Genomic DNA, 14,788 nt, shown 5'->3' with positions numbered 1-14,788 from the left:
CTGCCAAGATCGACGCTCGGGACGCCGAATCGCTGCGGAGCGGCATCAAACGCACCGCCGACGACGCGGTGACGAGGGATGCTGCATACTTAGTAGTGCTTTTCCGGCGAATGTGCCCTGTCTAAAGCACGTTAGCGGCCTGCATTGGCACTGTCCCCCATTTTAGAATTTTGGAACGGGAATGCACTGTCCCCGTCTGGTTGTCCCCGCCTGGTTTCCCCAGGCCGGGATTCGTCACGTTCAGCGGAGTGCGTGCACTGTCCCCGGTGTTTGCTGTCCCCGGTGTTTGGACGGCAGGGTTGGGGATTTGCTATGGTGGGGACGGTGGACTTGGGATTCGTGCTGGTTACGGAAAGGCTATGCTCGGCTATGCGTTGTTTGCTCTGGCGCTTCGGGATGATGCTGGTGGCGATCGTTGCTTGGGTGGGGAGCTCTGATGCCGGAGACCTGACGCTGCGGTTTCTGTACGAGGGTGAACCGCCGCAGCCGAAGCTCATTGAGGTTAAGCGTGATGTTGCATTCTGTGGACAACACGATTTGGTCGATGAAAGCCTACTGGTGCATCCTGAAACGGGCGGTATCAAAAACGTCATTGTGTATGTCTACACAGGACGTGGCGGCAGCGATATCGATCCGGTGCCTCCGCCCGGACAGACGCGCACGCTGAACCAGAAGGACTGCCGATACGAGCCTCACATTCTTGTTCTGCAGGCCGGGGATACGCTACAGATCACCAATTCCGATCCAGTCGGGCATAACCCAAATGTTAGCATGCTACGGAATCCTCCATCCGGGTTGTTGATTCCTCCAAGCCAATCTCCCCGGATGAAGCTCGACAAAGCGGAACCGGCACCTCTACCCGTTGTGTGCAACATCCATCCCTGGATGAAAGCTTATGTGGTGGTCCTGGAGCATCCCTACGCGGGTGTGAGTGATGAGCAGGGGAGACTGGTCATCAAGAATCTGCCTGAGGAAGAGCTGGTCTTTCGTGTCTTCGTAGAAGCGGCAAAACGCTCGCTGGACACTGTGAATGTCAACGGCCAGCCCCAGCAATGGACGCGCAATCGTTTCCGCTACGACATCCAACCAGGCAACAATGACATGGGGACCGTCTTGCTCAACGCCGAGCACTTTCGTCCACGCGATGAACAATAGATAGACAGCGGCAAACGGGGGTTGAGCCGCTCCTCCAAGTAACCGCTCAAGGTGAGGTCGTGCACTGTCCCCGCTATTGGTCCGCGGAGTGCGTGCACTATCCCGCTATGGTTCTGTCTCCGCTATTGGTCCGCCGAGTGCATGCACTGTCCCCGCTGTTTGATCTAGGCTCTAAGCACTGTCCCCGGTGTTGGTCCGCGTTTCGTGCACTGTCCCCGGTATTCTCCCCGGTGTTCTCTCTGTCCCCGGTGTTCGTGTTTACTGTCCCCAGGCCGGTGATCGTCACGTACAGCGGAGCGGCGTGCACTGTCCCCGACGCGGTGCTGTCCCCGACGCGGTGTTGTCCCCGACGCGGTGTTGTCCCCGGTGTTTGGATTGCAGGCACTGTCCCCGGTGTGGCTGTCCCCGGTGTGGATAGTTTGGACGCTCGCCTTGGTTTCGCCGGCGCAGAACCGGAGCTATCGCCCATACGGCTCAAGGGAGCGACGCGTTTTCGACGCGACCGACCGCCCGCTAGCCGCGACTGCGGAGCCAGTGGACGAGCGTCCGGACCATCGCGCCGGTCGCTCCGGCGTCTCGTTCGGCGGTCGCGGAATCCGCGAAGGCGGGGCCGGCGATGTCGATGTGCAGCCATTTGCTGTCGCCGACAAACGCTTCCAGAAACTTCGCCGCCGTGATCGCTCCGCCCCACCGACCCTCGCCCACGTTTCGCAAATCAGCGACTTTACTGCGCACCTGTTCGTCGAAAAACGAATGCATCGGCAGCGGCCACACGTATTCGCCTTGCTGATCGGCCGCCTGCTGAATCGCCTGCTGCAGTGCTTGGTCGTTGCCCATCAAACCGGCCGTCCGTGTCCCCAACGCGACCAAGCACGCTCCGGTCAGCGTCGCCAAGTCGACGACCGCCTGCGGCTTCGCCTCCACCGCCACGTCCAATACGTCGGCCAACACCACACGTCCCTCGGCGTCGGTGTTGTGAATTTCAATCGTCTTGCCACTACGCGTTTTGATCACGTCGCCCAGACGATAACTGCGACCGTCGATCATGTTCTCGGCCAGCCCCATGTAGCCGACAACATTGCAGGGAATCTTCAGCAGTGCTAAACAGCGAACCACGCCCAACACGGTCGCCGCACCGGCCATGTCCATCTTCATATCCAACATCGATGGACTGGGCTTGAGCGACAATCCGCCACTGTCGAACGTCACCCCCTTGCCCACCAGAGCGATCGTCGGCGCGTCGCTGCGCTCGTCCCCGCGATAACTCAGCTTGACCAACCGTGGCGGATGCACGGACCCTTGCCCGACCGCCAACATCGCCAAGCATCGTTCTTGTTGCAGCCGGTCTTCGCCCCAAACCTCGATTTCCAAGTCGCACTCCTCGGCGACCTTGCGAGCCGCCTCGGCAAAGCTGGCCGGATAGATTACGTTGCCGGGTTCATTGACCAATCGACGCGTCACCTCGATCGACTCACCCACCGTCTGCCCGGATCGTAGCGCAGCCGCGGAAACGTGGGCGAACGCGATCGATTCGGGAGCGAACCGTTTGGGTTCGCTCTGGTACAAAGCTTGCCCTCCGGTTCCAGTGATCGCACCGGCGACCAGGGCTTCGGCCGCCTCGTCGCTCAAGCCTGCCCCGAGGTCGATCGCGACGTGCTTTCGCGGGCGCCCGGACAGCGTTCGGCCGGCGACCGAACCCAATTGGAACGCGGTGGCCACGTCGATCTCCGCCGGATCCTGCTCGCCGCTGCCAATCAGCAGCAACGAGCCGTGTCCGGCAGACTCCGGCAGCGGAACCAGCGTGGTATCGGCCGGCTTGCGGCTGATACCGCCCGCCGCGGCCGCTCGCGACAAAACGCCGCCGCATTGCTTGTCCAGCCGCTCTAGGGCGGGCGACCAATCGTCGTCGGGACCGATCGTCAAAACGAGGCAGTCGTAGGTGGTGTTGTCGTCGGCGGGGGTAATCTTCATAGCGCTAACAAAAATTCTGGTTGTGTTCCGTACTCTGCGGCGGCTGACCGTCGTCGATCGTTTGTTCTACAATGCCGCCGCCAGCGGAGCGGGTTTCCTGGAGGCGTATCGTAACGTATCACCGCATCCTGCATAACGACCGTACGGCCACTGACCCGTACCGCCACTGCCCCCCATTCCGTCCCGCTCTGTCCACGCGATGAAACACCGCAGTACCCGTGACGCCGTCGAAGACCTTCGCCGCGGCGGCTTTCTGATCCAGTGTGACGATGAAGTCGATCCGCATTTGGAAATGGCCGAAATCCAGCGGCGTGTGTACGCCAGCGGTGGTCCGGCCGTGTTGTTCACCCGCGTGCGAGGTTGTCGTTTCCCGATGGCTTCGAATCTGTTCGGATCCTTGGAGCAGGCGCGGTACTTGTTTCGCGACACCTTGGAGTCGGTCCGGCGATTGATCGAATTGAAGCTGGACCCTCAGGCGTTACCGCGGCGTCCCTGGCGGTATAAGACGACGCCGTTGACCGCTCTGCAGATGTTGCCCCGCTACCGCAGACGCGGTCCGGTGATGGCCGAACAGTGTTCGCTGGACGCCCTACCGCAATTGAAGTGTTGGCCCGACGACGGTGGTGCGTTCGTGACGTTGCCACAAGTCCTGTCGACCGACCCCGCGGCACCGGACCAGTTGATGCGAGCCAATCTGGGGATGTACCGCGTGCAGTTGTCGGGCAACCAGTACGACGCCCACAGCGAAGTAGGCCTGCACTATCAGATTCATCGCGGCATCGGAGTCCATCACCGCGAGGCCCTACATCGTGGCCAGCCGCTGCCAGTAACCGTCGCCGTGGGCGGAGCTCCGGCGATGACCTTGGCGGCCGTGATGCCGTTGCCCGAAGGCCTCAGTGAATTAACTTTCGCCGGCGCGTTAGCGGGCCGCCGGATCGGCATGGTGCGCACACCCGGAACGGCTCCTGTTTACGCCGATGCAGACTTTGCCATCGTCGGCGAAGTGCACCCGGAGATCACCAAACCAGAAGGTCCGTTCGGCGACCACCTGGGATACTACAGCCTCGAGCATCCCTTTCCGGTGATGCAAGTCAAGCGTGTCTATCACCGGCAGGACGCGATCTGGCCCTTCACGGTGGTCGGACGTCCACCGCAGGAAGACACCACGTTCGGCGACCTGATCCACGAGTTGACCGGCCCCATCATTCCGTCGGTCATCCCGGGGGTGAAAGCCGTCAACGCGGTCGATGCGGCCGGCGTCCATCCGTTGTTGTTGGCCATCGGCAGCGAACGCTACATGCCGTACCTGAAAGCCGAACAACCGCAGGAGATTCTGACGCAAGCCAATGCGATCCTCGGTAATGGCCAGTTGTCGCTGGCGAAGTACCTGATGATCGTCGACGGCAACGGCGCCCCGGAGCTTGATATCGAGAACATCGAAGCGTTCCTGACGCATCTGCTCGAGCGAATCGATTTCCGTCGCGACCTGCACTTTCAAACGCAAACGACAATCGACACGCTGGACTACAGCGGCAGCGGCTTTAATCGCGGTTCCAAAGTGGTCATGGCCGCCGCCGGTTCGCCGCAGCGCAGCTTGCCCACCGAGTTGCCCACCGGGTTCGACTGGCCTGATGGCTTTGGCGATCCGCACGTCGTGGCGCCGGGCATCCTGGCGATCCGCGGCCCCCGCCTGGCAAAACAGAGCAGCGGTGCCGCAACGGATACCACCAGCGCGAACGATGCCGGCGCTGCGGCGGCGACCATCCAACAGTTGCTCGGCCACTGGGATCGATCGCATCCGGTCAACGCCTTTCCGTGGATCACCGTGTGCGATGATCCCGCGTTTGCGGCCCGACGTCTGGAGAACTGGCTGTGGGTCTGTTTCACTCGCAGCAGTCCGGCCGAGGACGTGTACGGCATCGAAGCGGAAACGGTGGCCAAACACTGGGGCTGCCACGGTTCGCTGGTCCTGGACGCTCGCGTCAAACCTCATCACGCACCGCCGCTAGTCGAAGACCCGGAAACGGTCCGCCGCGTCGATGCCCTGGCCGCCCGTGGCGGACCGCTGGCTCCGTATCTCTAAGCATCGCTCTGTATCTTCCGTCATCGCTCTGTATCTTCCGTCAAAGCTTCGTTGATCATGCCCAACCTCGCCGACCTGTTTCAATGCGCTGATCCGGTGGCCTTGGTCACCGGCAGTGGTGCCCCGCGCGTGGGCAACTGTATCGCTCGACACCTCGCCGGCCTGGGGTGTCGCATCGTTCTGCACGCCAATCACAGTACCGAACACGCACAAGCAACCGCCGCCCAGCTTCGCCAGCGCGGTACGGAAACATTGATCGTGAAGGGAGCCTTGGACGCGTCGGACGCATCGCCCACGCCGGCCGACTCGTCCCAAGACGTGGCGTCGGATTTGATCGGCCAAGTGATCGACGCGTTCGGCCGAGTGGACGTGTTGGTCAACAGCGCGGCGATCTGGAACCCGAAACGGTTGGAGGAGGTCACGGCCGAGGACGTCCGCCGCAACTTTGAGATCAACACGCTGGGCAGTTTTCTGATGGCCAAGGCGGCCGGTCTACAAATGGTCAAGCAGCCCCGCGGCGGCGCGATCATCAACATCGGCGACTGGGCACTGGTGCGTCCCTATCTGGATCACGCGGCCTACTTTCCCAGCAAGGGAGCGATCGAAGTCATGACGCGGTCGTTGGCCGTCGAATTGGCCGAACGCAACCGCGCGGTCCGCGTCAATTGCATCCACCCCGGACCGGTGCTGTTGAGCGAGGACCTGGAGGACGAGAAACGCCGAGCGGTGCAGGACAGCACGTTGCTGAAGCGAGTTGGAACGCCCGAGCACGTGGCGCATGCGGTACAATTTTTGGTTGAGAACGATTTCGTCACCGGCGCGGCCGTCGCCGTCGACGGTGGCCGCGCGATCTACGCCGACGATGGTTTGCAAACCCACCATCGCACCGGTTGAGGCACCGCACCGGTTGAGGCCGGCCGTTACGGAGCACCGCCGAAACGGTTCGCGCGTGCTTGTTCAAAACGTCCAGTGGAGCGGGAGTGTTTGTGTCGCAGCTTCGTCGTCCTGCCGGTTCCGCCGCACCGCCGCTGGCCGCCTTTGCCCGGCGTTTGCTCGACAGCGGCGGAGTCTTGGTTCCTTCGCTGGCGGTCGTTTTGGACCCCACCGAAACTGACCAACAGCAGACGCTGGAGCGGTTGGCCGGAGCGGAAGCCATGCTCCGCCGAGAGGGACCGGACGGTTTGCCGCCGTGGCAACCTGAGGCTGCATTCTGGGCCTTGCAGTTTTTCGGTTGGGCGGCCGTCACCATCCTCGATCGGTCTCTGGACCAAACCCAACCGCCGTCGTTCCGGGGCGACCCGCCGGACCCGGCCGATCCAGCAAACCATTGGTCGGTCGACGTGGTACTGCGGTTTCTGCCGGAACTGGCGCACCGCAGCGAACTCGCCGCCCCGCAAGACGCTTTGCAGGAAACGCTGCGTGCCGTCGCCGCACGATGGCCCCTGTCCGCGGTCGGAATGGACGTAGCGTTTACCGAAGCGAGTCTGCAGGTCGTGCTGGGCGATGCGGGCCTGCGCCGTCACATGGTCGACCGCGTGATCGCTCGACAGGATCATCGGCTCGCCCAGCATCCGGCCGTCCAGCGAGTGTTGGTTGGTGACGCCGGAGCGTTCGCGGACCAGTTAAACTTGAAAGCCTGGTTGCCTTCACCCAGCTCGGCCTCCACAAACCCACCGGCCCAAGCGGATCACCCAGCAACCACGGACGACAAGGCACCGTGACGTCGCGTTCCTCGATCCCCCACTGGAGATAATGGTTTTGAATCCTTCGCCGGAGATGTCTGCCAGGCTTGCTGACCGCCTCCGCACCGAGGTGTTGCAACCGATCAAGGAACGTCTGATCGGCAAAGACGAGATCGTGGAAGTGCTGGGGGTCGCGTTGGTCGCCGGTGAGAATGCGTTCCTGCTGGGGCCGCCGGGAACCGGCAAGAGTGCGTTGGTCCAGGAACTGGGCCAGCGGTTGGAGGGACGCACGTTTGACTACCTGCTGACGCGATTCACCGAGCCGAGCGAATTGTTTGGGCCCTTCGATCTGCGTCGCTTGCGAGACGGCGACCTGGTGACCAACACCGAGGGGATGTTGCCCGAAGCGGACTTTGTCTTTCTGGACGAGCTGCTCAATGCGAACAGCGCGATCCTGAACAGTCTGCTGTTGGCGTTGAACGAGCGAGTTTTTCGTCGTGGGCGTCAGACGAGCACGCTACCGATGTTGCTGGCGGTGGGCGCGAGCAACCGCCTGCCCGAAGACGACGCCTTGGCGGCGCTGTTCGATCGGTTTTTGTTGAGGGTGGAATGTCAGAACGTTGCCGATGACCGCTTGGGCGAGGTGTTGGCGGCCGGTTGGTCACGTGACCAGCAACCGGCCTCCACGGCAACCATCCACATCGACGACATCCGTGCGATGCGACAGGCGGTTGCGACGGTTGACCTGTCGGCCGTGCTGCCAGAGTATGAAAACCTGATCCGGCGGCTTCGGCAATCGGGAATGGAAATCAGCGACCGACGGGCGGTGCGATTGCAACGTGTGATCGCCGCCAGCGCAGTGGTGTGCGGGCGCACGGCCGCCGAACCTTCGGACCTCTGGATCGCTCGCTATATCTGGGACACGCCCGCCCAGCAGGAGTTGTTGGCCTCGCACGTCGATGCGGTTCAGCAAGCCACCCGCGATACGGCGACCAGCGGGCAGCCCCATCCGCTGGCGGATCTGCACGCCCCACCGGATGCGGAGCACTTGCAGCAGCAGCTGCGGACGCTTGCCGCGGCGCTGGACCAATCCGGCCAACATACTGCAGAACTCGATAAACTGGGATTGCTGGCCGCCCGCATCGAATGGGTCCAGCCCGACGAAGCCAGGCAGGCGCTGCGGGAGCAGGTCGCGCGGTTGCGCCAGCGGTCGCAATCCAGCTAAGCACCTCGTGAAGTGTGTTTGCATTACGCTCCCTCGGGGAGAGTCGGGCATCAACCACGCCAGGGGAGGTCGTGTCGTTATGGAATCTCGCACCGCTGTTCGGTCGCGTTCGCCAATTCGTCCGGGAGCGTCCGCGTTGTTGATCCAGTTGGATCAGGAACCCAGCGAAGCGGCGATCGGTTTGCTGCTGGGTGTCGAAGCCGAAGCGGCCCGACATCAAGGGCAGTGGTGGATTCGTTTACCGAGCCCCGACGCGGCGTCGCCCGCCCTGCTCGGTGCGCTGGGAGGCCGCCGCTGGATTCCCGACGTTGACTCGGACGCAGCCGCCGCTGCGGCGTGCGTTTTAGGCGATGCGGCAAACACCTCTGGCGCTGTGGCGGGCGTCGCCGCTGGGCGGGCACCGGATTACGACGGACCGCGGTTGGCGCTGCGCACGCCCGGTCGCAGCGTACCGACGGCCAGCGTGCAAGCGGTCATGCCGTGGCAGCCGGTCGCCGAACTGTTCGCTGTTCGCTTGCCCACCGCCGCCGTCGCCGCGGCTCGCCCGTCGCGCGATCGACTTCGACTGTGTCTGATTCGCGGCGGGCCGCAACGCCCACCGGCGGCTTTGGAGGTGACGCTGGATCAGTTATGCGCCTGGGTAGGCGGGGCACCCCGAGTGCGTTTGCAGGGGCTGCGGTGGCTGCGGCGAGGCGAGCATGCGTTGGTGCTGGGGCAGCCTTTGCCGCCGCTGACAGGGCGATCGTTCGTTGCGAAGGATCGTCTGTTGTTCCCGGCCGGTTTCCATTGGCAGCCACCGGTTTCGGCCGCGACGGTGCTTGCCGCCTGCCGCGGTGCAGCCGTTCAGAACGCGGGCAGGGCGGCCAGGCAAGCCGAAGTCGAAGCGGCCGAAGCCGAAGTCGAAGCGGCCGAAGCCGAAGTCGAAGCGGCCGAAGCCGACGATGACTGGTTGATCTGGGAGTCGGACGACCGCTGGTCGCGGGTCGAAGATTCGGCTTGGGCCGCACTGTCGCGCGGCGGCGTTCGAGCGGCCGGGGAGGGACGATGAACTCGGTCAGTGACGACATGCCCGAATACCTTCGCTCGCCCTGCCCCGAAGTTTGGCAGTGGCACGAGGGCGGCGACGTAGCGGTCTGGAAGGACGGTCAAACCGCAGCGTTCGCATCGCAGCTGGCGATCCTGATGGAACGCCTGATGGGGTCGATCGACGGGATGCCGCCGTTGACCGCGTTGTTGTTCGTCATCGAAGCGGCCGCTACGCCCGGTCGCGAAGCGAAGACGGCGGTCTGGCGACAACGCCTTGAGCGACTGGCCGGTGTCGCCGATCAACAGTCTTCCGCCGGTATCCTGGACATGCTGGAGCGGCTGGCCGCACTGCCGGCCAAGACGCGGGAGGGCGTTGATCAACAAGCGGCCCTGCTGACCTATCTGCTGGCGGAATGCGATAACTCGTTGTACGAAGCCAGCGACAGCAGCGTGTTTGCGGCGCTGGAATGGTTGAGGATGCATCGTTCGGATCGACCGCTGGACTCGGATCGGTTGTTCGTCGACGAGGAAGTTTTTTTGAAGACGCGCAATCGACGCACGTTTGCTTCGCTGTTCTTCATGACAACCCGTCCCATCGACGAGGACTTGATCGACCTGCTGCGAAGAACCGGTCGCCGGCGCCTGCCCGCACCGGCTCCGGTCGAAACGCCCCCAACGCAATCCGTCGGCGATCTGCTGCGCGAGTTGCGAGAAGATGACACATTGGGAACGCTGGCGCGAGCGGCGCTTGGAATCGCCGCTACGGTTTCAATTCCTCGCCGACCTCAGGACCCCGATTCTCTACCGGCCGGCGGCGTGTCGGACATCAGTAACCGCGGCAGTCCGGAAAACCTTTTGCTGACCGAACTGGCCCAGGAACCCATGGCTCTGCTTGCGCGGATCGCGACCGGTCAGGCGTTGTACCTGCGGCGCGAGTCGCCGCCTTCGCCGCGACCCCAAGAGCAAGCCGTGTTGATCGAAGCGGGGATTCGCACCTGGGGCAGCCGTCGCGAGCACTTGGCTTCCGCGGCACTGGGGATCGCGGTATCACTGGATCGGCAGGAAGCATTGTCGGTTGAAGCGTTTACCGTAGCCGGTTCGCAGGTTTGGCCGGAAGACTTCTGCTCGCGAGAAGGATTGATCGAGCATCTGCAGCGTTTGCCGACCGATCCGCACCCGGGATCGGCGATCGCCCAGTGGTTCGAGCAACGCGGCGAATCCGCCCGGGAGACCCCAGTGGCTGAACCGATCTTGATCCTGACTGCCAACACGGATCGTGACGCTACGTTCCAGCAGTCGATCGCGCACCTGCCGCGGCCGTACCTGGTCGTCCGGTTGGAACCCGACCGCGTCCTGCGGCTGCTGCGGCGTACGGCCAGTGGCGACACGACGCTGCAGCGGATCGCCCTGCCCGACCGCAAACGCTCTGGTGGCCCTGGACGGAGTTCGTTGGATCGGCCGCTGTACCTGGACGTCGCGCCGAGTCCCCTGCGATACACCTACGAGTTCGGCTTGGACTGGTCTCTGGCGCAGGACAACACGCTGTGGTTGGTCAGTCGCGACGGCCGCTTGTTATGGTACCCCGCCCTGCAGCACGGGGCTGTCGAACTTGCACGTGGCCTAACACACGATGGCGTTTTGGCTCACTGGCGAGAGGTCGCCGGCGTCCGTCTGCTGGGGGCAACAGCGGGCGGTGAGATCCAGACCCTGTTGGTCGACGAGAAAGGTCGTTTGCTCCAGCGCCACGCGATCGATTTAAAGGGCATCGACCCGCAGCAAGCTCGGTTTGGTGTGGTTCACGACACGATTTGGTGCTTTCATTCGCCCTACCTATCGCTGTTTGATCCCCATACCGGTCACTTGCTCACTCGCGAACGCTCCGCCGGGCAATGGCTCGGCACCAACGCGTTATTGGATTCGAATGGTCGGTTGATCATCAAATCGCGGTCCGGCGACACCATCGAGTCGCATGAGGTGGCCAACCCGCTAGGCAGCCAGCTCGGTCACGTCGTGGACACACCGAGCCGAGGTCTGGTTGGGGTCGCCGCGGGGCTGGATCGCTGGTTCGTCGCCACAGCGGTTTCGGCCGCGGAGGCAGGTTCGCCGGGCATCCGGCCGACCGGGCTTGCCGCCCAGTCGGTCGAAGGGCGGTTTGTGGCGGCAAGCTCGGACGGGCGACGATTGGTCTTCGCCCTGCCGGCATCGCGGGACCACGATGCGTGGCCACAGCACGTGGCGATTAGTCTTGTCGGCGATCCGCCAAAGTTGTACCGCCGTCGCCCTGTGGCCGCGGTCATGACGGACGTGGAAAGCCATGGAGTCACGCCCCGTTATCCCTCGGTGCGGCGACGGCTGTTCGGCATCCGCGCCCATGCCAAAGGGTTGATGCTGTATCGAGGGCCCCAGCGGTATGCCTTGCAAATCCTTCCCGGCCAGAACGGTCGCCACCTGGTCTTGTCGATGTGCGAAACCGAGGACGCTCCGGTACCCTTTCAGGAGAGCCGTGCGGTCGACACAAACGATTCCGACAAGGGACCGTGGCTGCGGCGAGCCGAATTGGCGGGCGGGGTCGCCTGGCTGGACTCGCGTGGCTTGCTGCACCTTCGCCGCCGAAGCGATGGCAGCGAGTTATCGCTGGTCCTGCACGATAACCATCTCGCCGGTTGGTCCAGCACCAGCGGCGTTTTTGGCGGACCGTACTTCACCGCCCAGCCGCAGCCCATCGACGTTCCGGCCAGCGTCCTGGAGTGGCTGCAGCGGTTCAATCGGGAGTGTCTATGAAGACGTTCGAATTGCGATTGGTGCCGAAATCACCGGATCGCCTCCGCCGGGCTCGAGGTTTTGTCGTCTTCGGAGCCGGCCCAGCCGATTGGCTGGACGCGTTGTATTCGCAGCCGGCCGCGGCGGACACGATGCAGTTTGATGACTGGGATTTCTACGTTTTGCCCTCGCCCACGGTGCCAGCCCGCGCTGACGCCCTGGTCTGCCTGCCGCCCTCGTCGTGTGCATTGCCCCAGCGGTGTCGACTGCCTGGCGCCGTACCGCTGGCCTGCGTCGTGACCGACGCGGACGCATCGAGTTCGCTGTGGATGCCAGTCGACTGCGGCTGGACGCCGGCCGTGCCGCAAACGTTGGTCGAGGCCATGCTGCCGCAGGGATTGACGTGTGTCTGGATGGCTTCGACAGGACTGATCGGATACGAACCGGGCGACCGCCAGAGCCTGAGCGATCTGTTGGCACCGCCGAGCGAAAGTCAGACGGCCCAGCGGTGGCAAGCCCCGCCCGAGGGCACCGCGTTGCCCCAACGGATCACCCAGTTCGGATGGGCGGAACCGCCGGGGATGGAAACCGTGTTCGGCGAAGCCGATCGGTCGATCGGCAACCAGTCCGATCTGGTCCAACAGTGGAAGGACGATTCGCTGCGCGGCCAACTGCAGGCCGGCTTTTTGGAAATGATGCGCAAGTGGGGATTCGACCCGAGCAAGCAGGGCGATGGCAAAGCCGAAGAGCGATCGGGGGCGGAATCGTCTTCGCCGCCCTCGTGGCTGGCAAAAAAAATGTCGTCGATGATGCAGTCCCAGCGCGAGCAACAATTGAATCAATTGCTGGAGATGCTGCGCGCCGATCCCGATCAAGCGTTGCAATACGCCCTACCGATCGGAGACGACGCTTCCCATCGGGGATTAGCCGATCCGAGGGCGCGATTACCGTCTCATACGCCAGATTTTTCTCTGGCCGGACTCGGCGGCGGCGGTCCGGCAGACTTCTGGGAAATCGATCCCCGCGTCCGCTGGAAACTGGATCAGGTTTATCGCGAACAAGCCAATCGAGAGGTGGCCCTGGGACGCCATCGACGGGCGGCGTACATCTATGCCCATCTGTTGGGCGACCTGAGCGGTGCGGCTCAGGTGCTAGAGCAGGGACAGTACTGGAGCGAAGCCGCCGCGTTGTATCAGCAGCGTCTGTCTCGGCCGCGCGATGCCGCACGCTGTTTGGCCGCCTCGGGACAGATCAGCAAAGCCGCCGAGTTGTACGTGGAGCTGAACGAGTTTGTCGAAGCGGGCGACCTTTGGCAGCGGGCCGGACAGGGCGATCGAGCCGCCGAACTGTACCGCCGCGGGGTCGAGTACCATCGGGCCAACGGACAACCGCTGCGCGCCGCACGATTGCTCGACGACAAACTGGATCAGCGCGGGGCTGCGATCGATTTATTGCTGTCGCAGTGGCCGCGTGGCATCGATCCCGTACGGTCCGCCGATCAGGCGTTCGCTTGGCTGGGACAGAGCGGCGATCACGCGGGGGCCTGGCGTGCTCTCAAGCGGCTTTGCGACGACGCGGCAGAGACAAACCCGCTGGCCACCGCTGCGGTGACGGCCACTCTGGCCACCACGTATCCGGACAACGGATTGCGTCGCGAGGCGGAGGACCGCTGCCGGGTGGCCGTCGCCAGAGGGCTTCACCAGGCGCCACCGATCGAACAGCGCGAACGGATGTCGGTCCTGCGCAAGCTGGACGTCCTCGACCCCGAGTTGTCTTTGGATGTGGGGCGGTTTCTGGACAACCAACCGCGAGCGCTCGTCTCGGCGGTGCCGGTTCCGCTGGAGCCAGCTCGGCTCTCGCTGGCTTACCTGGGGCGGTTTGACCTGCCGGAAGCGGAGCGATTCGTACATGCCGAGATGCTGCGGGGCGAGTTGTTGGTGTTGGCCGCGAAGCGCTACAAGCTGCTCGCGCATCGCGTGGCCGCCTTGGCCTCGGACCATCCGCGTCGTTCCAGCACGCTGCTGCAACTGGGACAGCCACTTGCCGAGACGACCACTTGCGCGGTGCGTCTCAACAACGCAGAGCAACGCTTGGCGGTCGAAGTGGTGTTCTGCGGACCGGCGCCGGTTCACTTTCGGGCCGATTACCTGGCAAGCCCTTATCAACAATCGGCGTGGTGGCTGTCGACACCCTTGGCGTTTTCTCAGATGCCCGAAGGTACCGCGGTGGCCGCCGATGGACGCGGCACGGTGTGGGCTTTGGTGCCCGAGCAGAATGGCATCGTTCTGCGTGAATGGTCATCCGAATCCAAGGCGGTACGCACCTATTTGGTCGACCCGGCGGTCGACGAGCTGCGGGGAAGAAACCGGCTGGCAGCGACGGGGCCGCAAGCGTTGGGCGAGCCCCGGCTGCGGTTGTTTTGCGTCGGGGGCCGCCCCTGGGCCATCGTCGGCAACGCCCTGTGCAAGTTCACCGGCAGAGAGCTGCGACCGGTGCAGTCGTTGCCCGGAATGGTGCAGGCGGTGTGCCCCTCGCTGCCTCACACACGCCAACGCTTAGCGATCGCTCACCGCGACGGAGTGGATGTGTTCTGGTTCGACGCCACCGATGCGGCTCTGCAGTCGATCGTCCGTGGCACCAGCCACCAACATGTGGCTCTGCTGCACGGAGCCCAACTGGCGGCGATCGCCGGGGATCGGTTGAGCGTCTATCAGATCCATTCCCAGCGGGTGACCGCGGTGGGCACCGTGACCCTGCGGCGCAGCGACGTGCTGGCCCTGTTGGCGATCTCCGCGGCTTCGCTGGCCGTCATCTATCAGGACGGCAGCATCGATCGCTACTGCGTGGGTTGATTGCCGCGTAACGGCCCTCCGTCGTCCTCCCGGT

9 protein-coding genes are annotated in these 14,788 nt (G+C 63.7%); 8 read left to right on the top strand and 1 reads right to left on the bottom strand.

All coding sequences use genetic code 11. The annotated features are described in order from the left end of the window. Positions 1 to 369 precede the first annotated feature (369 nt). Positions 370 to 1,155, top strand: coding sequence for a cupredoxin domain-containing protein (locus GE027_RS11185; protein ID WP_237607464.1), 786 nt, complete (start codon positions 370 to 372; stop codon positions 1,153 to 1,155). Positions 1,156 to 1,668: 513 nt separating this feature from the next. Here GE027_RS11185 and GE027_RS11180 read toward each other — a convergent pair. After that, the gene (locus tag GE027_RS11180; protein WP_153557277.1) at positions 1,669 to 3,126 is read right to left on the bottom strand and encodes a leucyl aminopeptidase; all 1,458 of its coding nucleotides are present in this window, start codon (positions 3,124 to 3,126) and stop codon (positions 1,669 to 1,671) included. A gap of 199 nt (positions 3,127 to 3,325) precedes the next feature. Here GE027_RS11180 and GE027_RS11175 point away from each other — a divergent pair, with 199 nt between their 5' ends. The 7 genes from GE027_RS11175 to GE027_RS11145 all read left to right on the top strand — a co-directional run bounded on the left by GE027_RS11175 (position 3,326) and on the right by GE027_RS11145 (position 14,754). Beyond that, entirely contained in the window at positions 3,326 to 5,209 is a 1,884-nt protein-coding gene (locus GE027_RS11175) for a UbiD family decarboxylase (protein ID WP_153557276.1), read from the top strand. 57 nt (positions 5,210 to 5,266) lie between these two features. Further along, entirely contained in the window at positions 5,267 to 6,103 is an 837-nt protein-coding gene (locus GE027_RS11170) for an SDR family NAD(P)-dependent oxidoreductase (protein WP_153557275.1), read from the top strand. 92 nt (positions 6,104 to 6,195) lie between these two features. Further along, positions 6,196 to 6,930, top strand: a complete 735-nt coding sequence (locus GE027_RS11165) for a hypothetical protein (protein ID WP_153557274.1) — start codon at positions 6,196 to 6,198, stop codon at positions 6,928 to 6,930. Positions 6,931 to 6,967: 37 nt separating this feature from the next. After that, entirely contained in the window at positions 6,968 to 8,116 is a 1,149-nt protein-coding gene (locus GE027_RS11160) for an AAA family ATPase (protein ID WP_237607463.1), read from the top strand. Between the two features lie 79 nt (positions 8,117 to 8,195). Further along, positions 8,196 to 9,164, top strand: a complete 969-nt coding sequence (locus tag GE027_RS11155; protein WP_153557272.1) for a hypothetical protein — start codon at positions 8,196 to 8,198, stop codon at positions 9,162 to 9,164. Next, entirely contained in the window at positions 9,161 to 11,923 is a 2,763-nt protein-coding gene (locus GE027_RS11150) for a hypothetical protein (protein ID WP_153557271.1), read from the top strand. Before GE027_RS11155 ends, GE027_RS11150 begins: the two co-directional genes overlap by 4 nt. Continuing rightward, positions 11,920 to 14,754: a hypothetical protein gene (locus GE027_RS11145; protein WP_153557270.1), complete on the top strand. Its 2,835-nt coding sequence runs from the start codon at positions 11,920 to 11,922 to the stop codon at positions 14,752 to 14,754. Before GE027_RS11150 ends, GE027_RS11145 begins: the two co-directional genes overlap by 4 nt. The last annotated feature ends 34 nt before the right edge of the window (positions 14,755 to 14,788 follow it).

Source organism: Roseimaritima sediminicola, assembly GCF_009618275.1.
GTDB lineage: Bacteria > Planctomycetota > Planctomycetia > Pirellulales > Pirellulaceae > Roseimaritima > Roseimaritima sediminicola.
Note: the sequence above shows the minus strand (reverse complement) of the source record. Positions and strands in the feature narration are given on the sequence as shown.